Annotated in this window: 21 protein-coding genes; 6 read left to right on the forward strand and 15 right to left on the reverse strand. The window is 68.5% G+C overall.

Features of this window, described 5'->3' with window-relative positions; translation table 11 throughout:
• Nucleotides 1-104: 104 nt before the first annotated feature.
• The 4 genes from purB to ACZ5ZX_RS00535 are packed head-to-tail and all read right to left on the reverse strand — an operon-like array spanning nucleotide 105 to nucleotide 3,427.
• Entirely contained in the window at nucleotides 105-1,535 is a 1,431-nt protein-coding gene (gene purB / locus ACZ5ZX_RS00520) for an adenylosuccinate lyase (protein ID WP_465499969.1), read from the reverse strand.
• Nucleotides 1,536-1,584: 49 nt separating this feature from the next.
• Complete coding sequence (locus ACZ5ZX_RS00525; protein ID WP_465499970.1) at nucleotides 1,585-2,178, reverse strand: TetR/AcrR family transcriptional regulator; 594 nt, start codon at nucleotides 2,176-2,178, stop codon at nucleotides 1,585-1,587.
• 39 nt (nucleotides 2,179-2,217) lie between these two features.
• Entirely contained in the window at nucleotides 2,218-2,922 is a 705-nt protein-coding gene (locus ACZ5ZX_RS00530) for a hypothetical protein (RefSeq protein WP_465499971.1), read from the reverse strand.
• Entirely contained in the window at nucleotides 2,909-3,427 is a 519-nt protein-coding gene (locus ACZ5ZX_RS00535; protein ID WP_465499972.1) for a SigE family RNA polymerase sigma factor, read from the reverse strand. The genes ACZ5ZX_RS00530 and ACZ5ZX_RS00535 overlap by 14 nt, the downstream gene beginning before the upstream one ends.
• Nucleotides 3,428-3,561: 134 nt before the next feature.
• Between ACZ5ZX_RS00535 and ACZ5ZX_RS00540 the strand changes: the two genes are divergently transcribed.
• The 3 genes from ACZ5ZX_RS00540 (at nucleotide 3,562) to ACZ5ZX_RS00550 (ending at nucleotide 6,101) form a co-directional block, all read left to right on the forward strand.
• A complete protein-coding gene (locus tag ACZ5ZX_RS00540; protein ID WP_465499973.1) occupies nucleotides 3,562-4,590 on the forward strand; it encodes a threonine aldolase family protein in 1,029 nt (342 codons plus the stop codon).
• 2 nt (nucleotides 4,591-4,592) lie between these two features.
• Nucleotides 4,593-5,183: an HAD family hydrolase gene (locus ACZ5ZX_RS00545; RefSeq protein WP_465499974.1), complete on the forward strand. Its 591-nt coding sequence runs from the start codon at nucleotides 4,593-4,595 to the stop codon at nucleotides 5,181-5,183.
• Nucleotides 5,184-5,273: 90 nt separating this feature from the next.
• On the forward strand, nucleotides 5,274-6,101 hold the full coding sequence (locus ACZ5ZX_RS00550; RefSeq protein ID WP_465499975.1) for an SAM-dependent methyltransferase: 828 nt from the start codon (nucleotides 5,274-5,276) through the stop codon (nucleotides 6,099-6,101).
• Here ACZ5ZX_RS00550 and ACZ5ZX_RS00555 read toward each other — a convergent pair.
• The 3 genes from ACZ5ZX_RS00555 to ACZ5ZX_RS00565 all read right to left on the reverse strand — a co-directional run bounded on the left by ACZ5ZX_RS00555 (nucleotide 6,098) and on the right by ACZ5ZX_RS00565 (nucleotide 8,496).
• Nucleotides 6,098-6,283 carry a hypothetical protein gene (locus ACZ5ZX_RS00555; RefSeq protein WP_037320551.1) on the reverse strand — a complete coding sequence of 62 codons (186 nt, stop codon included), beginning with the start codon at nucleotides 6,281-6,283 and terminating at the stop codon, nucleotides 6,098-6,100. The two genes, ACZ5ZX_RS00550 and ACZ5ZX_RS00555, sit on opposite strands and share 4 nt — an antisense overlap.
• Before the next feature lie 134 nt (nucleotides 6,284-6,417).
• Entirely contained in the window at nucleotides 6,418-7,584 is a 1,167-nt protein-coding gene (locus tag ACZ5ZX_RS00560; RefSeq protein WP_465499976.1) for a pyridoxal phosphate-dependent aminotransferase, read from the reverse strand.
• Nucleotides 7,585-7,593: 9 nt separating this feature from the next.
• Nucleotides 7,594-8,496: a TetR/AcrR family transcriptional regulator C-terminal domain-containing protein gene (locus ACZ5ZX_RS00565; protein ID WP_465499977.1), complete on the reverse strand. Its 903-nt coding sequence runs from the start codon at nucleotides 8,494-8,496 to the stop codon at nucleotides 7,594-7,596.
• 172 nt (nucleotides 8,497-8,668) lie between these two features.
• On the opposite strand from ACZ5ZX_RS00565, the gene ACZ5ZX_RS00570 reads away from it, so the two are divergent.
• Nucleotides 8,669-9,853 carry an FAD-dependent monooxygenase gene (locus ACZ5ZX_RS00570; RefSeq protein WP_465499978.1) on the forward strand — a complete coding sequence of 395 codons (1,185 nt, stop codon included), beginning with the start codon at nucleotides 8,669-8,671 and terminating at the stop codon, nucleotides 9,851-9,853.
• 92 nt (nucleotides 9,854-9,945) lie between these two features.
• Here the strand turns inward: ACZ5ZX_RS00570 and ACZ5ZX_RS00575 are convergent, their stop codons facing one another.
• From ACZ5ZX_RS00575 to purD, 7 genes are all read right to left on the reverse strand, one after another.
• Nucleotides 9,946-11,058: a transglycosylase SLT domain-containing protein gene (locus ACZ5ZX_RS00575; protein ID WP_465499979.1), complete on the reverse strand. Its 1,113-nt coding sequence runs from the start codon at nucleotides 11,056-11,058 to the stop codon at nucleotides 9,946-9,948.
• Between the two features lie 46 nt (nucleotides 11,059-11,104).
• Entirely contained in the window at nucleotides 11,105-11,422 is a 318-nt protein-coding gene (locus tag ACZ5ZX_RS00580; protein ID WP_061981869.1) for a hypothetical protein, read from the reverse strand.
• 175 nt (nucleotides 11,423-11,597) lie between these two features.
• On the reverse strand, nucleotides 11,598-12,368 hold the full coding sequence (locus tag ACZ5ZX_RS00585) for an ESX secretion-associated protein EspG (RefSeq protein WP_465499980.1): 771 nt from the start codon (nucleotides 12,366-12,368) through the stop codon (nucleotides 11,598-11,600).
• A gap of 4 nt (nucleotides 12,369-12,372) precedes the next feature.
• Complete coding sequence (locus ACZ5ZX_RS00590; RefSeq protein WP_465499981.1) at nucleotides 12,373-14,049, reverse strand: hypothetical protein; 1,677 nt, start codon at nucleotides 14,047-14,049, stop codon at nucleotides 12,373-12,375.
• A gap of 10 nt (nucleotides 14,050-14,059) precedes the next feature.
• The gene (locus tag ACZ5ZX_RS00595) at nucleotides 14,060-14,644 is read right to left on the reverse strand and encodes a DUF3558 domain-containing protein (protein ID WP_465500989.1); all 585 of its coding nucleotides are present in this window, start codon (nucleotides 14,642-14,644) and stop codon (nucleotides 14,060-14,062) included.
• Between the two features lie 7 nt (nucleotides 14,645-14,651).
• A complete protein-coding gene (locus ACZ5ZX_RS00600) occupies nucleotides 14,652-15,038 on the reverse strand; it encodes a PE domain-containing protein (RefSeq protein ID WP_061981866.1) in 387 nt (128 codons plus the stop codon).
• Between the two features lie 136 nt (nucleotides 15,039-15,174).
• Nucleotides 15,175-16,437: a phosphoribosylamine--glycine ligase gene (purD, locus tag ACZ5ZX_RS00605; RefSeq protein WP_465499982.1), complete on the reverse strand. Its 1,263-nt coding sequence runs from the start codon at nucleotides 16,435-16,437 to the stop codon at nucleotides 15,175-15,177.
• Nucleotides 16,438-16,613: 176 nt separating this feature from the next.
• Here purD and ACZ5ZX_RS00610 point away from each other — a divergent pair, with 176 nt between their 5' ends.
• Nucleotides 16,614-17,732: a glycerophosphodiester phosphodiesterase gene (locus ACZ5ZX_RS00610; protein WP_465499983.1), complete on the forward strand. Its 1,119-nt coding sequence runs from the start codon at nucleotides 16,614-16,616 to the stop codon at nucleotides 17,730-17,732.
• A 173-nt stretch (nucleotides 17,733-17,905) separates the two neighbouring features.
• The gene (locus tag ACZ5ZX_RS00615) at nucleotides 17,906-19,444 is read left to right on the forward strand and encodes an amino acid permease (RefSeq protein ID WP_465499984.1); all 1,539 of its coding nucleotides are present in this window, start codon (nucleotides 17,906-17,908) and stop codon (nucleotides 19,442-19,444) included.
• Here the strand turns inward: ACZ5ZX_RS00615 and ACZ5ZX_RS00620 are convergent.
• On the reverse strand, nucleotides 19,428-20,645 hold the full coding sequence (locus ACZ5ZX_RS00620; protein ID WP_465499985.1) for an MFS transporter: 1,218 nt from the start codon (nucleotides 20,643-20,645) through the stop codon (nucleotides 19,428-19,430). The two genes, ACZ5ZX_RS00615 and ACZ5ZX_RS00620, sit on opposite strands and share 17 nt — an antisense overlap.
• Between the last annotated feature and the right edge of the window lie 65 nt (nucleotides 20,646-20,710).

The following is a 20,710-nucleotide window of genomic DNA, read 5'->3' on the forward strand; positions in this document are numbered from 1 at the left end:
CGGCTTGGTCGTCGAGGGCTGAAGGACGCTTTCCTCTCATCGCATGCGAGGAAAGCGCCCTTCGCCGCATGCGATGAGAGGAAAGGCCCCTTCAGCCCTCGACGTCAGAGGATCGGTGCCGGGGTGTAGGCGGCGGCCTCCGGGAAACGCTTGAGGATCTCCTCGACGCGCGACGCGATCGCGGCCACCTGACGTGGGGCGACACCGGTGAACGAGATCCGGTCCGCGAGCAGTTTGTCCAGCTCACCGCGGTCGAGCGGGATGCGCTCGTCGGCGGCGAGACGGTCGAGGAGGTCGTTCTCCGCGAGCCCTTGCTCCCGCATGGCGAGCGCGACGCCGACGGCGTTCTCCTTGATCGCCTCGTGCGCGGTTTCCCGCCCCACACCCGCGCGGATCGAGGCCATGAGCACCTTGGTGGTCGCGAGGAACGGCAGATAGCGATCGAGCTCACGGGAAATGACCGCCGGAAAGGCGCCGAACTCGGCCAGCACCGTGAGGAAGGTCTCCAGCAGCCCGTCGAGCGCGAAGAACGCGTCCGGCAGCGCGACCCGGCGGACGACGGAATCGGAGACGTCGCCTTCGTTCCACTGGTCGCCGGCGAGCTCACCGATCATCGACAGGTAGCCGCGGAGCACGACGGCGAGTCCGTTGACCCGCTCGCAGGATCGCGTGTTCATCTTGTGCGGCATGGCCGACGAGCCGACCTGGCCCGGCTTGAAGCCTTCGGTGACCAGTTCGTGGCCGGCCATCAGGCGGATCGTCTTCGCCAGGCTCGACGGAGCGGCCGCGAGCTGGACCACCGTGGACAGCACGTCGAAGTCGAGCGACCGCGGGTACACCTGGCCGACGCTGGTGAACACCCGCTCGAAGCCGAGGTGGGCCGCGACCCGCGACTCCAGTTCGTCCAAAGTGGACTCGTCGCCGAGCAGGTCGAGCATGTCCTGCGCGGTGCCGACCGGCCCCTTGATCCCGCGCAGCGGGTAGCGGGCGATCAGCTCGTCGAGCCGCTCGAACGCGACGAGCAGTTCGTCGGCGGCGGTGGCGAAACGCTTGCCCAGTGTCGTCGCCTGCGCGGCGACGTTGTGCGAACGGCCTGCCATGACGGTGTCGGCGTGCTCCACCGCGATCGCGGCGAGCCTGGCCAGCACCGCGCCGACGCGGCTGCGCATCAGCTCCAGCGAACGCCGCACCTGCAGCTGCTCGACGTTCTCGGTGAGGTCACGCGACGTCATGCCCTTGTGCACGTGTTCGTGGCCGGCGAGCGCGTTGAACTCCTCGATCCGGGCCTTCACGTCGTGCCGGGTGACCCGCTCGCGCGCGGCGATCGAGTCGAGGTCGACCTGCTCCAGCACGCGCTCGTAGTCGGCGACGACCCCGTCCGGCACCTCGACGCCGAGGTCGGCCTGCGCCCGGAGAACGGCGAGCCAGAGCTCGCGCTCCAGCACGACCTTGCGTTCCGGGGACCACAGTTCGACCAGCTCAGGCGAGGCGTAGCGGCCGGCGAGCACGTTGGGGATGCGGGGCTTTTCCGTCACTCGGCCAGCCTAACCCGCCCGCGTTTGGAGGACGAAACGCATGACGGGGCTAGGCCAGGGCGGCCTGCAGCATGCGGGCGGCGGCGGCCCGAGGCTCCGGGTCGACCTCGATCAGCGCGTTGACGACGGCGCCGTCGACCAGCGCGACCAGCCGCTCCAGTTCGGCGCTGTCCACCGGAGTGCCGGAGCGCGCGAAGATCTCGTGGAGCAGCTCGTACAGCTGCGCGGACAGCGTCCGCATCAGAGGGCGAAGGTACGGGCGGCGGCCGGTGCCGACCAGGCGTTCGTAGCGCAGGAGGACGGCCTCGGCGTCGGCCTCGCGATCCGGGCGGATCGGGCCCAGCAGCATGTCCAGCACCAGGTCCACGGTGGCTTCGACACCGCGGTTGCGGGTCGCCAGCTCTTCGAGCCGGTTCCGTCCGGTCGCCAGCTCCTGGTTCGAATGGTGTTCGACAGCGGCGGTGACGAGTTCTTCGAGCGAGTCGAAGTAGTACGTCGTCGAGGCCAGCGGCAAACCCGCTCGTTCGGCCACCGCGCGATGCCGCACGGCGTCGAAGCCGCCCTCGGCCAGCAGTGACGCGGCGGCCTCGATGAGCTCGGCGCGCCGTCGCTCACCCTTCGGCGTTGTCGCTGCGGCTGTCATGACGGGTTATTTTGCCAGGCACCTTCAGTACAGGCGTCTTCAGTAGCGGGCGGCGAGCACACCGGCGAACCGGTCGACGTCGGCCTCCCCGAACACCGGACCGCCCGAGCCGTCGCCGAGGCTCACCACGACCACCAGCGATCCCTTGGCGGTGGTCCGCTCGGCACTGGATGCCCCGGCGGGCAAGGACGGAAGAGCCGTGCCCGCCGGGAAGACCGCGGCGGAAACCGTGCCGCCCGGTATCTGGAACCCCGCGGACCTGGCTCCCGTCGTACAGATGTCGCCGGGCGTCGACTTGGCGACATCCACGGGGACCGGGAGCTCGCCAGCGAGGGCGGTGGCGAGCTCCCGATCCACCTGGTCGCACCCGTAGGTGCCTTCGGCCGACATCTGGCCGGTCTTCTCTGGCCCGCCGCCCCCCTGCTGAGGCGGCGGGTTGGAGAAGTTCGAGGACTCCCCGCTGTCAAGAGGACGTGCGGAAGCCGCTTCGGGTTGCCCTGCGGAAGCGGCCCCGTTGTCGGATTTCGCCGCTGTGGGCGAACCGAAATCAACATCGCCGAGCACGCCGAACATGCCCACTCCGCCCAAGACCAAAACCAGTGCACTACAGGCCACCGCGATACCGTTGCGGCGGCGGGCAGTGGCGCGTTTGGCGGCACGGACGACGTCGGCGGTGTCGAAGCTCGGTGACGGCGCGTCACCGGGGGCGTCACGGAACAGCGCCTTCAGCTCATTCTCGTCCATCCCGTGCCACCTCCTCCTTCTCCATGACCTGCCTGAGGTTCGCCAGCCCGCGCGCGGTCTGGCTCTTCACGTTCCCCTCGCTGCAGCCGAGCGTCTTCGCCGCCGCGCCGACGTCCAGCCCCTCGAAGAACCGGAGCACCAGCACGGCCCGCTGCTTCGGGGGCACCTCCCGCAACGCGGCCAGCAGGGCTTCCCTGGTGACGACCTGTTCACCGAGGTCGAAGCCGTCCTGCGGCGGTTCGGGCAGCTCTTCGGTCTGCCACTCCCGTCGCCACGGTCGCCTCGATTCGTCGATGGCCGCCCTGACCAGCGTTTTCCGCACATAGGCGTCGGTCGCCGCCCGCTCCCTGATCTTCTTCCACCTCCGGTGCAGCGCGACGAACGCCGTCTGCGCGAGATCGTCCGCGCGATGCCAGTCGCCGCAAAGCATGTACGCGGTCCGGCGCACGGAGTCCCGCTTCGCGGCGAAGTACTCCGCGAACTCTTGTTCGTCGCGCTGGTTCACGCGGTTGTTGTCTCCGCTCTTGCCTCGTCGGTGGGTAGGACGGAACCGGGGGCGTCCACGGTTGCATGAGCGGGCGCGGCGGACCAGCCGGGAGGAGGTTCATGGCGGACCGGACGATGTGATGTGATCGTACCGTGACCTTGAGCCCTGACTCGTTGATCGATTTCCGCTCCGACACCGTCACCCGGCCGGACAGCGTCATGCGCGAGGCCATGGCGAAAGCCGAGGTCGGCGACAACGTCCTCGACGGAGATCCGACCACCGCCGCCCTCGAACAGCGTGCCGCGAAACTCCTCGGCATGCCCGCCGCGCTCTGGACCCCGAGCGGGACCATGGCGAACCTGATCGCGCTGAGCCTGCATCTCCAGCGCGGAGACCGGTTCCTCGCGCCGCGCGGTTCGCACGTGATCACCGACGAGCTCGGCTCGGCCGCCTGGCTCGCGGGCGGCATGGCGGATCCGCTGGAACACGACGCCGGGCCCGGACGGCCGACGCCGGACACGCTCTCCGCGGCGATCGGCCTCCCCACCGGGCCGTACTACTCGATGCGCACCACGCTGCTGTGCCTGGAGAACACGCACAACTCGGCGGGCGGCGCGGTCACCCCGCCGGACGAGCACGCCCAGCTGCTCGCGGTGGCGAAACAGGCCGGGCTCACCGTGCACCTCGACGGCGCCCGCCTCTGGCACGCGGCGGTCGCGCTGCAGGTCCCGCCGGCCGCGCTCACCGTTGGCGTCGACAGCGTTTCGGCCTGCTTCTCCAAGGGCCTCGGCGCGCCGGTCGGCTCGGTGCTGGCAGGCAGCCCGGAGTTCATCGAGCGGGCGCGGCGGATGAGGCAGATGCTCGGTGGCGGCGTCCGGCAGAGCGGTGTGCTGGCCGCGGCCTGCCTGGTCGCTCTGGACCGCGTCGACGAACTGGCCGAAACGCACGAGAACGCGGCACGGCTCGCGGCCGGACTCGCCGAACACGGCTGGGAGGTCAACGAGCCCGAGACCAACATCGTGCTGGCCGCCGCTCCCGATCTCCAAGGCCGTCTGAAGCTGCTGGACGGGCTCGGGATCCGCGTGCTGCCGACGGCCGGCCGGGTCCGTTTCGTGGTGCACCGCGACCTTTCGGCCGCCGACATCGAGGAAACCCTTCACCGCATCAGGACCGGGAGCTGACCGTGAACTGGATCGTCTTCGACTACGGCGACGTCATCAGCGAGCACACCGACGCGCTGCCGACCCTGGCCAAGGCCTTCGGCCTCGAAGTGGCCGAATTCGAGCCGCACTACTGGGCCGAGCGGGTCCGGTACGACTCCGGCGGCACGGACCTCGAGTACTGGCAAAGCATCGGCCGCGCGCTCGACGTCGAAGTCGACCGGGCGTTCTCCGACGAGCTGACCCGGATCGACGTCACCGGCTGGTCGCACGTGGAACCGGCGGTGCTCGAACTGCTGGAAGGCCTGCACGAGGCGGGCGCCGCGCTCGCGCTGCTCTCCAACGCGTCGTCGACCTTCGGCCGCTGGGTGCGCGAACAGGAGTGGGCGCGTCTCTTCCGGGTGACGCTCTTTTCCGGCGATCTCGGCTGTATGAAGCCCGACGCGAAGATCTACCGGATCCTCCTCGGCGAACTCGGCGCCGAACCGGCCGACTGTCTTTTCTTCGACGATCGTCAGTCCAATGTGGACGGTGCACGGGCGGTGGGAATGAAGGCGGAGCGCTGGGTCGGCGTGACAACAGCGAAATCTGCCTTCGGCTCTTCGGAGGAATAATTCACCCTCGTCGCTCATCCGCTTACGCGCGGTGAATCCGATGACCTAAGCTGGCCTTCGTCCCGAACCGAGTCATCACGGTAGGTGCCCATGCCAGGTCCAGTCGCCCGGCGTCCGATCGTGCCCGTCGATTTCGACCGGCCGAGCATCGCGCGAGTCTTCGACGCGCTCATGGGCGGCCAGGACAACTACGAGGCCGACAGGGTGGTGCTGCGCCAGATCCTGGAGCTGGCACCGGACGCGCAAGTGATGGCCAAGGAGGTCCGGCACTGGCTGGTCCGGACCGTGCGCTACCTGACCGACAGGGCGCGCATCGACCAGTTCCTCGACCTCGGTTCCGGCTTCCCGACCGGGGACAACACGCATCAGGTCGCGCAGCGGTACAACCCCGAGGCACGAGTCGTCTACGTCGACCACGACCCGGTGGTGCTGGCGCACGGCCGCGCGCAACTCGCGGCGAACGACTTCGCGCATATGGCGGGTAACGACCTGACGGAACCGGCCGAGCTCATCGAGGAGCTCACCAGTACCCACCGGCTGGATTTCGACCGCCCGATCGGGCTGATCCTGTGCGCGATCGTCCACCACATCTCCGACATCGACGAAGCGCGGAAGATCATCCGCGCCTATGTCGACGCGCTGGCCCCAGGCTCGTTCGTCGTGGTGCTGCACCAGCACAATCCGGCCGACGGCTCCGAAGCGGCCGATGTCGCGACGGCACTCGAAAAGCGCTTCAGCGGCACCGGGCTCGACACGGCTTTCCGCACGCGGGAGGAGATCGAGTCGCTCTTCGAGGGGCTCGATCTCGTCGACCCGGGGCTGACGTACCCGCATCTGTGGTGGCCGGACGGCCCGCGCTTCACCCCGCTCGCGCCCGTGAACTTCACGTCGCTGGGCGGGGTGGCGCGCAAGCCTTAACGGCGGAGCTGTTTCGGGGTGCCCTTGCCCTTGATGGCCCCATACGCGGCCGTGCCGAGGAAGACCGCACCGCCGATGACGGCGATCCAAAAGACGGCCTTCACCAGGAAGCCGAGCACGGACCCGAGCACCATGAAGGCCACCCAAGCCAGAAGCAGCCCGCCGACGATCTTCCAGAACATGGCATCCTCCGATTGCCTCACCTCGCCCAAACGGGCCCGGTGAGTCCAGGTTGTCAGGCAGAACTCGCGAGCGCCTTCGTTCTGCCCAACGTTCAGGGAGAATTCGGGGTTCCCCCTGACCGGTCAGCGCCGACCTACGAGCGCTGACCGGTGAGCCAGTCGCCGAGCCTGCGGACACCCTCGTCGATGTCCTCGCGCGAACCCGCGAACGAGAACCGCACGAACCTGCCGCCGTCGACGGGGTCGAAGTCGATGCCGGGAGCGACCGCGACGCCGGTGTCGGCAAGGATCCGCTGACACCAGCTGAGGCTGTCGTGCGTGTACGCGGAGACGTCTGCGTAGGCGTAGAAGGCGCCTTCGGCCGGCGCGAGCTTGTCGATACCGATGCCCTTGAGACCGGCGAAGAGCGCGTCGCGGTTGGCGCGGTAGCGCTCGACGTGACCGTCGGCCTCCGCGTACGACTCCGGGGTGAACGCGGCGATCGCGGCGTGCTGGGAGACCGCGGGCGGGCAGATGGTGAAGTTGCCGGTCAGGACGTCGATCGCGCGGTGCAGCCGCTGGGGCGCGAGCATCCAGCCGAGCCGCCAGCCGGTCATGGCGAAGTACTTCGAGAACGAACCGAGGACGAGTGCCTCCGTCCCGTACTGCCAGGCGCAGTCGAGTCCGGCACCGTAGGAGATCCCGTGGTAGATCTCGTCGCTGATCAACTGCACACCGCGTGACGCGCACCAGCCGCTGATCGCGGCGAGTTCACCCGGAGGCAGCACGGTGCCGGTGGGATTGCTCGGACTGGCCACGATGAGTCCCTTGATCGGACCCAGTTCGTCGAGCAGGCCGACCGTCGGCTGGAAGTTCGTCTCCGGGCCGGTGGCGAACTCGACGACCTCGCAGCCCAGCACCTTCAGCAGGTTGCGGTAGGCCGGATAGCCGGGCCGCGCCATCGCGACGCGATCCCCCGCTTCGAAGGCGCTGAGGAACGACAGCAGGAAGCCGCCGGAGGAGCCGGTCGTCATGATGACGTCCTGCGGGCTCACGTCGACCGAATAGGTGCGCTTGTAGTGCGCCGCCACGGCCTCGCGCAGTTCGAGGATGCCGAGTTGCTCGGTGTAGCCGAGGGTGTGGTCTTTCAGTGCCCGCTGGGCGGCTTCGAGCACCGGTCGCGGCGCCGGCGCGGACGGCTGCCCCGCGACCAGCGGGACCAGGTCGCCATGGCTGCGCTGCCGTGCCTGCGCGGCCGAAAGGACGTCCATGACATGGAACGGCGGGACGTCGGAACGAGCGACGGGACCGGGAAAGGACATGGGGTGAGGCTAACCCGCCCTCGCGAGGAGAACCGCGAAGCCGTCGAGGAGGCGCTGAAGGCCGAACTCGAAGAGCGTGTCGAGGTCGAAGTCGAACGGGGCACGCATGACGACGTTGGTGAAGTTCGGGAACCGGCCACCGGAGACCAGGTCCCAGAGGATCGGCTCGTGTTCGGCGAGCCAGTCGTCCGCGGTGAGCGCGGTACCGGATTCGGACTCCGCCTCGGCCTCGAAATTGAGGGCCGTGCCGCGGACGTGATTGAAGATCGTGATGTGCGCGTACATGATCGTCGACGACGGGAGGCCGTGGCCGTCGAGGGCACGGGTGGCCCAGTCGGCGTGGTGGAGCAGATTCGGCAGCGGCTGCGGGCGGGTGACCGAAAGCGCCTGCGCGAGCCAAGGATGGCGGCGGAACAACGCCCATTGGGCCCTGGCCATCAGCTCCAGTTGCGCCCGCCAGCCGGACGGCGGGTCTGGCGGGAAGCGGACTTCACCGAGCGCGACGTCGGCCATCTCGAGGATCAGGTCGTCCTTCGCGGAGACATGGCGATAAAGCGCCATCGTCGCGACACCCAGACCGGACGCGATGCGGCGCATGGAGAGCGCGCGGATGCCCTCCGCGTCGGCGATCCGGATCGCGGCCTTCACCACTCGCTCGCGTGAAAGCTCCGCTTCGGTCCTCGGCGCGGCTTTCGGAGCACGGCTCGCGACGACCGTGCCGGTACCGGGTTTGGCGACGACCAGGCCATCGCGTTTGAGGGTGGCGAGCACCTTCGTCGCGGTCGCCATCGCGACCCCCCACTCGGCGATGATCTGCCGCGTCGACGGGATCTTCTGCCCCTCGCGCAGCTCGCCGGTGACGATCCGGCGCCGGATCTCGGCGGCGATCCGCAGGTAGGGCGGATCGGTCATGATCGACTCCTTGCCATAGTGCGCTTCGCCCTGTCTGCGTCCCATTTGAGCCGATGCACTAGGCGTAGTGCACTAGTGCATCGAAGCTTTTATGGGCGTTTTCCTGGAGATTTGTTGCCGCATTCGTACGTTGTACGCAGTGCTTCAAAACAGCGTACACAGGGGAGCTCACATGCAGAAGGTGCTGATTTCGGGGGCGGGAATCGCCGGGACGACGCTGGCGTACTGGCTGCGGAGACACGGCTTCGCACCGACGGTCGTCGAGCGGGCGCCCGCGCCGCGTGTCGGCGGACACGCCGTCGACATCCGCGGCACGGCGCTCGGCGTCGTCGACCGGATGGGAGTACTCGGGCGGCTCCGGGAGCTGCGCACGGACATGCGCGGGATGTCGTTCGTGAACGCGGCGGGGAAGACACTGGTGAAGGTCACCGAGCACACGCTGACCGGTGGACTCACCGACAGCGACGACGTCGAGATCCTGCGGGACGACCTGATTGGCGTACTGGCTTCGGTCGCTCAGGAAGGTGTCGAGTACGTCTATGGCGACTGGATCACCGGAATCACGCAGCGTCCCGAGGGAGTGCGGGTCGCTTTCGCCGACGGCGAGGCACGGGACTTCGATCTCGTGATCGGCGCGGACGGGCAGCACTCGACCGTGCGTTCGCTGGTTTTCGGGGCGGAGAAAGAGTTCTCACACCATCTGGACACTTATCTGGCGGTGTTCACCGTGCCGAATTTCCTCGATCTGGACCGCTGGCAGACCTTCCACCTGATGCCGGGGAAACTCGCCGGCCTCTACAGCGCCCGTGCGAACACGGAAGCGCGCGCGATGCTCGGCTTCCAGTCGCCGGAACTCGATTTCGACCGGCATGACCTTGAACAGCAACGAAAACTCATCGCCGACCGATTTCTCGGCCAGGGCTGGGAAGTGCCGAGGCTGGTACGGGAAATGGCTTCGAGTGAGCTGTACTTCGATTCGATGACGCAGATCCGGATGGACCGGTCTTCCGAGGGGCGAGTCGCTTTGGTCGGTGACGCGGGCTACGGCCCTTCGCCACTTTCGGGGCAGGGCACGAGTTTGGCGCTGACCGGGGCCTACGTGCTGGCGGGTTCGCTTGCTGTCCACAGTGACCATCGCGCCGCTTTCGCCGAGTACGAAAGGGAAATGCGGCCGTTCGTGCTCCGGAATCAGGCGCTGGCCGCGTTGAACCAGCGGAAGCACACGCGATTCGCGCAATGGAAGCAGATCCAGTCGATGCGGATGCTGGGGTACTTGCCGTTCCGGGATCGGGTGATGAAGGCGGCGATGCGGCCGTTGACGGAGGCGTCGAACGCGTTGGTACTGAAGGACTACTGAGGACTGGAGGAGTCGGCCGAGTTGGTCGTGAGTGGCGTTTCGTGTTCTAACCCGAATCGCCACTCACGACCAACCCAGCCCAACGTTCGTCCTTAGTAGCCCTGGTAGCCGCCGCCACCGGCCATGGACTTCAGGCCCGGGTGCCCGTCGAACCCGCCGTACCGCGAGAACGTGTACCGCACGCCCGCGATGATGTTGTCGACCGGGTTGTAGATGTCGTCGTGCCCGGGAAGCTTGTGCGCGTTGAAGGTCGGGTCGATGCACTGCATCAAACCCTTCGACGGCGTGCCCTTCGCCGCGTTGGAGTCCCAGTTGTTGATGGCGTTGGGGTTACCGCCGGACTCCTTCTCGATGATCGTCCAGATCTTCTGGATATCCGCCTCGGTCACCGGGATCCCGTTGGCCTGCAGAATCTTGATGGCCTCCTGGATCCACTGCTGGACGTTGCCGGGCGGCGTCGTCGACGGCGGGCCGCCGCTCGGTCCGAGGCCGCCGCCCCCACCGCCACCGCCGCCTCCTCCGCCACCGCCGCCGGTGTGGAGACCGCCGGTGCGCTTGGGGACGGTGCCGTCCTTGCCGGGCATCGGCACCTTCGAGTAGCCGCCGCCCTCGATGTCCTTCTTCATCAACTGCTGTGACTTGCTGATCAACCCGTCGGCCTGGGTCAGCAACCCGGTGATGGTTTCGGTCGCCGAACTGGCCGTCTTCTGGTTGGCGGCGTTCGCCGCCGCGATGATCTGGTCCGCGGTCGGGTTCGGCGGCTGAACTTTTTTGTCCGGATCCGCCGCGTCGGCCGCTTGTTTACGAGCCGCCGCGACCTTCGGGGTCTCCGTGTCGATGCACGTCTGAATGGTGGTCTGCGCCGTCTTGGCGGCGTCGTCGATCTTGCCTTTGATGTCGCTCAGCTGAACCTGGAGTTCGCCCAGATCCTTGCTGATCTCCTCCAGGTGCCCCTTGACCCTGTCACCCGCGGAGGTGATCTGCTTGACGTAGTCGAAGAAGGCGTCGGCGGCGGGACCTTTCCAGACGCCACCGTTCAAGGCGTCGGTCGACGACTTCAGCGCGGCGCTGTGGTCACCTGCCTGCGACGCGGCGGCATGGAACTGATCCGCGGCCTTCTGAATGGCTTCCGGCTTGATGCCTTCGACCTGCTTGGCCTTTTCGGTGACTTGCGACCAGTTCGGCGGGAAATCGATATCGCCCACTACGCCCCCCTAGGAATCAGGCCCCCCGGGGCCGGTTTTCGCGTGCTCACTGCTTGCCGTGCTCGTGCAGCTTGAGATTGTCGACGTGCACGGCCTCAGTCTCCTGAATCAGCCCTGCGGCCTTTCGCAGCACGAAAGCGGTGGCCTCCATCAGCTTTCCGGCGGAATCGAACTCGTTGTGCACGCCGTCCTTGAAAGAGCCGACGGCACCGTGAACGTCACCCGAGCCACCCATCGTGCCGAACGGGCTTTCCTTCTCGTCGTCGACGCCGGTGACCTGCTTCTTGCTCTTCTCGAACTCGTCCTTGAGCCGCTCCACCTGACCGGCGGCGATCCCCATCGACTCCGGGTCGTACACAGGCACGGTTCGTCATCCCCTTCGGCGCAACACGGAAAACTCGTATCCGTCCGATCAGACGCGCAGCCGATCAGGACGGTTCCCGCGCATACTGTAAGACCTCGACAGCGGGCCGTGTGCGTATCCACGCCAACTTCCACCCCGCCGATATCGACTTCGCGAAACAGCCGAATCGGGCAAGTCAGAAATCGGCGACTTCCCGGATCCGCGTCGCCAGCAGCTGGTTGTCCGCCGGGGTGATGGTCGCCCAATCCCGCCCGTCGCGGTTGCGCGCGACCTGGAACAGGTAGCGCCCCGCGTCCGTGTCGTAGAAGGCGACCACGCTGTCCGCGCGGCGGGGACGGCCGTCCCGGCCAGCGCGTTCGACGCCGAACTGGCCGCGTGCCTCCTGTCCGAGCAGCATGCCCGCCAGTTCCTGGGCTTGCCACAGCGGGACGTCCCGGTCTTCAAGGGCGGTGACCAGCGCTTTCGCGTCGCCGCGGGCGGCGGCGTCGGCGTCGCGGAGGATGTCGTGCGGGATGCTGATCGACTGGCCGACGCCGGGGGCGAGATCACCCGCGACCGAGACGGCGGCCTCGGCGAGGGAGCTTTCGCGGGCGGGGATCAGCCACACCTGGCCGGAGTCGATGACGCCGAGCAGCGCCTGGTTGCCGACGCTGACGGCCTGTCCCTTGATCTCGCGGTCGGTCCACACCCAGACGTCGATCGCGACCCGGGGGTGCGCGAACAGGTTCAGCATGTCGACCAGCTCGCCCGACGCCTGGTGTCCCCGCGCGAGACCTCGCGCGCGCAGGGATTCCCAGGCCTCTTCGATCAGTGCCGCTCGCTCCGTATGGGTCGTTCCGGGGCTCGGCACGTCGAGTGCGACATGGCGGCGGGGCAGCCGTTCGGCTTCCCAGAGCATCTCGAACTCGAGTGCGGACAGCACGAGGCTGCCGTTGTTGTTCGGCACAGGTTCAGCGCGCTTCCCGATTGCCGTGGTCACCGATGACGTCGGGCGAAACCATGCGCTCGTCGGTGAACAGGTCCTTGTCGTCGACGCCGAAGCGGCGGATGTGCTCCGCGTCCTCATCGACGTCCTGGGTGGCCGCGCGCTCCATGAACTTCGGCTCGGCCTTCGGCTGCTTCGCGCCGATCTTCTCCGAACGCCGCATGGCCTCCTCTTCGGGAAGCTCGCCGATCGGCAGCTGACGGGTGGGCTTGCCGCCGCCTTCCTGACGCGGACGGCGATCGCGTTCCTTGTCGCCGCTCAGCGCACCACCGGCGACACCGGCGCCGAGCGCGGCGGCACCGGCACCCAGGTCGCCCGCGGCCGGACCGGTGATCTTCGGGACGGCGGGGAAGCCTCGGCCGGACTCGTTGCCCGCGGCCGGCGGGGCCTGCGGTCCGGAGCCGACCGAGCGGCCCTTGCCGAGCGCCTGGTCACCGCCGCCCGCACCACCGCCGACGCCACCGAAGACGCCGGGGCCGGAGCTGGAACCGGGGCCCTTGCCGAGGGCGCCGTCGGCACCGGGGCCGGGTCCGAACGACTTGCCCGGCGGCAGCGCCGAGGTGGAGCTGCTGTTCGGCGGCAGACTTCCGGTGGACTGGCCAGGGGGAACGTAGGTGGAGCCAGGAGGCGGCAGGTTCGGCGCACCCGGTGGGACGAACGGCGGAGAAGCGGGCGAGCCGGTGGCCGGATACGACGGCCTGCCCTGTTCGGGCTGCGGGCCGGGCCGGTTCGGGGTCACCCATCCGCCGCCAGGGGCAGGGGCGGGAGCCTTGGACGGCACCGTCGGCGCGGCGGCCGCGGGGGCCGTGGCGCCGCCGCTCGGAACGGAGGCGCCGGTCTTCCTCGCCACTCCGCCTCCGCCGACGGCGACACCGTAGGCAGGAGTCGGCGCGTCGTACGAAGGCGCCTTCGGGTTGCTGATGGGCTGGGCGACCGGCGGCGGCACGTACTTCGACTCGACGGCGGCCGACGCGGGCCGGACGCTGCCGTCGGGGGTCAGCTCGGTGGCCGTACCCGCGAGGTCGAGCGCGCCGGAACCGCCACCGACCCCGGCCGCGGTGGTGTTCTGGGTCAGGTTCATCGACTGCGGGTCGGCCAGCGTGTCGGTCGACAGCAGGTTCTCGCCACTCGTCTTGGCGTAGTCGTTCAACGCCTCCTGCGCCTGCGCCCGCGCGTTGCCCGCCGCGTGGACGCTCTTGGCATGGTCGGTCTCGAAGCCGATGAGGCTCAGCACGACGTCGCCGAGGGTCAACCCGCCGGCGCCCTTCCGGACCACTTCCGGATCCGGGAGCTTGTGCAGTGTCCGGTTGAAGGCCTCACCCTGGGCGAAGATCATCTCCGCGGAGTGCGAGACCTTCGAGTTCGCGTCCTGGGAGAAACCGGCCTGCTCGGTGAACACCTGTCCGGCGGCGCCACCCGCCTCGCTCTGCCATTCCACGCCGAGCTTGCCCAGCTCGTCACGCAACGTCTTGTCGGTGTCGGCGAGCGCGGACGCGACGGCCTTCAGCGCGTCGACGGCGGTGCCGATGCTGCCGGTGCCGTCGCCGCTGCGGAAGCGCTCGATCTCGGTCGCGATCCCGGTGTCGGTGTAGCCGTCGAACCGGAGATCACGGAGCTTGCCCGCGAGGTCGGAAACGTTCACGGCGCCCTCCCTAGTTGCGTGCTTTCAAGGTCTGCAGAGCCATATCGGCCGCCTGCGCGGACATCTCGCACAGCTGCGGCATGGTGAAGGCGCCGGCGGTGACGGTGATGGCCCGCGCCGCCAGCGTCTGTCCTCGGGCGACACCCACGAGCGTCTCGCAGTCGCCCGGTTGCCCGGCGTCGCGATAGTTCGTGATGGCGGGAAACCCGCCGATCGCCTTCGGTTCGGTCGTCATGCTGTTCTTGCGGCGCTTGCCGGTGATCCACTCTTCCACGTCCGCGGTGACCGTGCGGACGTAATAGCTGTGGAAGGGCTCCACGGCGTCCGAGTCGAAGACACAGGTCGGGCCGTCGATCGGTTCCGCGGCCGCACGCGGTTTGCTGTTGATCTTGAGCTGGTCGAGCTGCGGAGCGGCGAGCAGTGCGCACGGGTCGACGCCTTGCAGGCTCAGCTCGGCGGGCCTGGTGGGAAGCGCGGACGCTTTGGCGTCCCGGGTGGCCGAAGCCAGCGCCGGTTCGTTCGGGAAGGCCTGCCCGCCCGTGTCCGTGGTGCATCCGGCCAGCGCCAAGGTCAGCACCCCGCCGAAAACCAGCACCCGGCCCTCACGCCGGATGCGCACCGCGGTCCCCGAACGCCGCGGCCTTGTCGGCGTCGCTGGTCTTGTACTCCTTCGCCGCCGTGCGGAGCTGCTTGACCAGCCCCCGCAGCCCGGCGACATACGCCCGGACCTGCGCGGCGTACGAGGCGTCGCCGTCGGCGACGAGCTCGTTCCAGACGCTGGTCGCGTGCACGCTCACGGTGTCGTTGGCCGGAGTGTCGATCCGCAGCTGGTCGAGCCGCGTCAGGAGCTTGTCCTGCAGTGCGTCGACCTGCTCTTCGACGATCTTCGCCACTTCGAGCAGTTTCGACGGATCGACCCTGATGTCGGCCACCGACGGCGGCGCCGGAACCGCCGACGCGAGGTCTTGGACCTTGCTCGATGCTGCCATTCCCCACCCCTTGGACATTGCGCACGGTGACCGTTCGTCCTGCCTGAGGCTACCAACGCGGATGTATCGGCTGCCTAAGCTTTGCAGGAAATACCGGGTTGGACGCGCCCGGCGGCGGAACGGTTCCCCGGCAAATTCACGCGACCGGAGTGGCGATCTCTCCCTTGGCGGCGAGCAGGGCGATGTCGGTGCGGTGGTGCGAGCCTGCCAGGTGGACCTTCTCGACCGTCGCGTACGCGTTCTTGCGAGCGGCCTTCAGGTTCTTGCCGGTGCCGACGACCGAAAGGACGCGACCGCCGGAGGAGACCACGGCGCCGTCGTCGCGGCGGCGGGTACCGGCGTGCAGCACGCCTTCGATCTCGCCGCCGGTGATGACGTCGCCCGTCCGCGGCTTACCGGGGTAGCCGTCGGCGGCGATGACGACGGTGACCGCCGCGCCGGAATCCCAGTCCAGCGGCGGCAGCTCGGCGAGTTTGCCGGTCGCCGTCGCGTGCAGGACCTTGCCGAGCGGGCTGCGCAGCAGCGCCAGGACGACCTGGGTCTCCGGGTCACCGAAGCGGCAGTTGAACTCGATGACCTGCGGGCCCTCGGAAGTCAGCGCGAGACCGGCGTAGAGCAGGCCGGAGAAGGTGGCGCCGCGGTTGTCGAGTTCGTCGACCACGGGCTGCACGATGCGGGCGACGACGTCGTCGACCAGGTCCTTCGGTGCCCACGGCAGCGGCGCGTAGGCACCCATGCCGCCGGTGTTCGGGCCCGCGTCGCCGTCGCCGACGCGCTTGAAGTCCTGCGCGGGCAGCAGCGGGACGACCGTGCGGCCGTCGACGAAGCAGAAGAGCGAGGCTTCCGGGCCATCCAAAAAGGACTCCAGGAGCACCGGGTGGCCGCCGTCGAGCAGCATCAGGGCGTGCTTGCGCGCGACGTCGACGTCCGTGGTGACCACGACGCCCTTGCCCGCGGCGAGACCGTCGTCCTTGACCACCCAGGTGGGGCCGAAGCGGGCGAGCGCGGCGTCGAGGCGGGCCGGGGTGTCGACCACCTCGCAGTGCGCCGTCGGCACGTTGGCGGCCGCCATGACGTCCTTCGCGAACGCCTTCGAGCCCTCGATCCTGGCCGCGGACGCGGACGGACCGAAGCAGGCGATGCCCGCCTTCCGGACCGCGTCGGCGACACCGGCCACCAGCGGGACCTCGGGGCCGACCACCACCAGGTCCGCCTGCCACTGCTTGGCGAGGGCGGCGACCGATTCGGGATCGGCCGCTTCCACGCCGAGCTGCTCGGCCACCGAAGAGGTGCCGGCATTGCCCGGAGCGCAAGCCAGTGCGGTGACGGAAGGGTCTTCCGCGACCGCGAGGACAAGTGCATGCTCACGGGCGCCGGACCCGATTACCAGTACGCGCACGACGCACAGGGTAACCGGGCCGGTGAGCTACGAAGACGTCGCCGTCCTCGAGCGGGTGGTTCCATCCGGCGTTCACCCGGCGGTCAGCGCTCCGCCGGTCCGTCTTCGCCGTCCGGACGCCTCCTGCGTCAAGGGTTGCGCGGTACCCCGAGTTCAAGTGAAAGAGGTCATCCACCATGCGAAAGCGCCTGGGCGTGCTCGCCCTGTCCGGACTCGCCGTACTCAGCGTCACAGGGCTGGCCGGCGCCGCCGAGCCGAGTGCCCAAGATGTGTCGGCGCTGGCGAAGGGCCACGATGGGCCGGTGATCGTCGGACACCGCGGCGCCCCCGGCTACCGCCCGGAGCACACGCTCGCCTCGTATGAACTCGCCTACCGCCAGGGCGTCGACTGGGTCGACGTCGACCTGGTGCCCACCAAGGACGGTCAGCTGGTCGCCCGGCACGAGAACGAGATCGGCGGGACCACCGACGTCGCGAAGCACCCCGAGTTCGCGAACCGGAAGACGACGAAGGTCATCGACGGCACGTCGTTCACCGGCTGGTTCACCGAGGACTTCACCCTCGCCGAGCTGAAGACGCTGCGCGCGACCGAGCGGATCCCGCAGCTGCGGCCGAACAACAGGATCTACGACGGCCGCTACCAGATCGCCACCTACCAGGAGGTGCTCGACCTGACGCGCCGCCTCGGCCGCGAACTGCGCCGTGAGCTGGGGACCTACCCGGAGGTCAAGCACTCGACGTACTTCTCGTCGATCAAGAACCCGACCGAGCCGAAGCTGGTCGAGCTGCTCAAGCGCAACGGGCTCAACCACCCGAAGGCGCCGGTGATCATCCAGTCCTTCGAGGTGTCGAACCTGATCGCGCTTTCGCGGCAGGTGCGAGTGCCGCTGCTGCAGCTGACCTCGGCGACCGGCGCTCCCGCCGACTTCGTCGCCAAGGGTGACCCGCGGACGTACGCCGACCTCGTCACGCCTGCGGGCCTGAAGGAGATCTCGAAGTACGCGGACTACCTGGGGCCGGAGAAGGCGCAGGTCATCCCGGTGGTGAACGGTGCGCTGGGGCAGCCGACCAGGCTCGTCGACGACGCACACAAGGCCGGCCTGAAGGTGGGGCCGTACACGTTCCGCAACGAGAACAACTTCCTCCCGCAGAACCTGCGCTCCTCGGCGAACCTCGCCGAGTACGGCAACGCGTTCGCCGAGCAGGAGGCGTTCCTCAAGGCGGGTGTCGACGGGTACTTCGCCGACCACCCGGACACGGCGCTGGAGGCCGTGAAGGCGTTCGAGGGGCGCTAAGCCTCTCTCGCGTGCCAGGAAAGGTCCTTTCCTTGCGAAATTTGCGAGGAAAGGACCTTTCCTGGCGTCCGGAGGGGGCGAGGTCTTGACGGGACCTTGACATGCGCAGGTCGGCGGGCCTAATTTCGGCGGATCTCAATGGTCTGTCCGCATACCTTTTAAGTGGGTGCCCGATGGATGTCCCAGCCAAGCAGGCCGCCGAACCCGCCGACGAAGACAGTGCCCGGCTCCATCAGCTCGGCTACGCGCAGGAACTCCGGCGCACGATGTCGACCTTCTCCAACTTCGCCGTCTCCTTCACGATCATCTCGATCCTCTCCGGCTGCCTGACCCTCTACGGGTTCGGCATGAAGACCGGCGGCCCGGCCGCGATGATCTGGGGCTGGCCGCTGGTCGGCCTGTTCGTCATCCTCGTCGGGCTGGGGATGGCCGAGGTCTGCTCCAGCTATCCGACGGCGGGCGGCCTCTACTACTGGGCCGCGAAACTCGCCCCACGCAACGGTGCGGCGTGGTCGTGGTTCACCGGCTGGTTCAACCTCATCGGTCAGATCGCCGTCACCGCCGGGATCGACTTCGGCGCGGCGCTGTTCCTCAACGCCTTCCTCGACCTGCAGTTCGGCTTCGAGGCGACGCCGGGTCACACGATCCTGCTGCTGGCGATCATCCTGCTGATCCACGGCCTGCTGAACACCTTCGGCGTCAAGATCGTGGCGCTGCTGAACAGCATCAGCGTGTGGTGGCATCTGGTCGGCGTGCTGGTCATCGTCGGCGTGCTGATCATCGTGCCCGCCAAGCACCAGGACGCGTCGTTCGTCTTCGGCGAGTTCGTGAACAACACAGGGTGGGCGTCACCGGTCTACGTCTTCCTGCTCGGCTTGCTCGTCGCGCAGTACACGCTGACCGGCTACGACGCCTCGGCGCATATGACCGAAGAGACCAAGAACGCGGCGAAGGCCGGGCCGCGCGGCATCATCAATTCGATCCTCGTCTCACTGGTCGCGGGCTGGATCCTGCTGATCGGCCTCACCTTCGCCATCCAGGACTACGACGGCGCCGTCGGCTCCGAGACCGGAGTGCCGCCCGCGCAGATCTTCATCGACGCGACCGGCGCGACGACCGGCAAGTTCCTGCTGCTGATCTGTATCGGCGCGCAGCTGTTCTGCGGAATGGCGTCGGTCACCGCGAACTCGCGGATGATCTACGCCTTCGCCCGCGATGGCGCGATCCCGGGTTCGAAGTTCTGGCACCGCATCAACAAGCGCACCCAGACACCCACCAACGCGGTGTGGCTGGCCGCGGGCGGCGCGCTCCTGCTCGCCCTGCCGTACCTCTGGAGCGCGACCGCCTACGCGGCGGTGACCTCGATCGCGGTCGTCGGCCTCTACGTGGCCTACGTGATCCCGGTGTTCCTGCGGGTGCGCAAGGGCGACGACTTCGAACCGGGGCCGTGGAACCTCGGCCGGTGGGGCAAGCCGATCGGCATCGTCGCGACCATCTGGGTCTGCTTCATCTTCGTGCTGTTCATGCTCCCGCAGGGATCACCGGTCACCATCGACAGTTTCAACTACACGCCGATCGCCTTCCTCGTCGTCCTCGGTGGTGCCGCGGTGTGGTGGTTCGCCTCCGCACGCAAGTGGTTCACGGGTCCGAAGGTGCAGGGTTCCGAAGAGGAACTCGCCGCCGTGGAACGGGAACTCAAGGAACTGGGGTAGCGGGCTCCTGGGCGCGGCCGGCGCGGACTCCGGTCACCGCCGCCGCGCCCAGCCCACCGACAGCGGCGAAGGCGTAGAAGCCCCAGGGGTAGGCGATCCCCGCTGTCAGCAAGGCACCGCCGAGGATCGGACCGCAGATCGCGCCGATTCGGCCGACCCCCGCCGCCCAGCCGATTCCGGTGGCCCGCATGGCGGCCGGATACGTCTTGCCGATGTAGGCGTACACGAGGACCTGTGCGCTGAACACGAAACCGCCGGTAAGGAACACGGCGACGTACAACCCGGCCGCGGGCAGCTTCACGCTCAGCAGGGCGAGGAAGACCGCCGCCCCGAGGAACCAGGAGATCACTGACGGCCGTACGCCGACCTTGTCCGCCACCCGGCCGGCGACGAGCAGGCCGGCGACCCCGCCGAGGTTCAGCGTGAGCAGCAGGCCGAGCGCCGCGCCGAGCGGATAACCGGCCTGGCGCATGATCTCCGGCAGCCAGGTGTTGAGCCCGTAGACCAGCAGCAGCCCCATGAACGACGTCACCCAGAACGCGAGGGTGGCCCGCAGGAGGCCGCCGCGGAACAACCCGCCGACGACCTCCACCGCGGACTTCTCCTGCGTTTCCCGCGCCCGCTCGAAGGACTCGGATTCGGGCAGGTACTTGATCATCAACGGGACCAGCACGAGCGCGGGCAACGCCCCGGCGACGAACATCGCGCGCCAGCCGAGCGGTTGGATCAGCCAGATGCCGAGCAGGGCGGTGAGCACCGCGCCGACGTGGTAGCCGGTCATCACCGTGGTGGTCGCGCTGCCGCCCTTGCCCTTGCGGGCGTACTCGGTGACGAGCGCGATCGCCGTCGGCAGGCAGCCGCCCAAACCGAGCCCGGCGAGGAAGCGGAACAACCCGAAGAAGAACGCCGAGGGCGCGATCGCGCACAGCGCGGTGCACGCCGAGAAGGCGCCGACCGCGATGATCAGCGCCTTCCGCCTGCCGATGAGGTCGGTGATCGTGCCGATCGCCATCGCGCCGATCATCATGCCGATCAGCCCGAACGTCGAGATCACCGACGCCGTGCCCGGGGTCAGCCCCCAGACGTGGTCACGGAGCAGCGCGGGCAGCACCGTGCCCAGGACGACCAGGTCGAATCCGTCGAGCAGTACCGCCGTCCAGGCGAGCGGGACCACCCACGAACGGGCCGCGGCAGGGGACATGGAGACCTCCAGCTGTGTTCGCAATGCGCACGAGTATGCACAATCCGAACGCTGTGAGCAAGGCC

It is taken from the genome of Amycolatopsis sp. NPDC033938 (assembly GCF_055575975.1).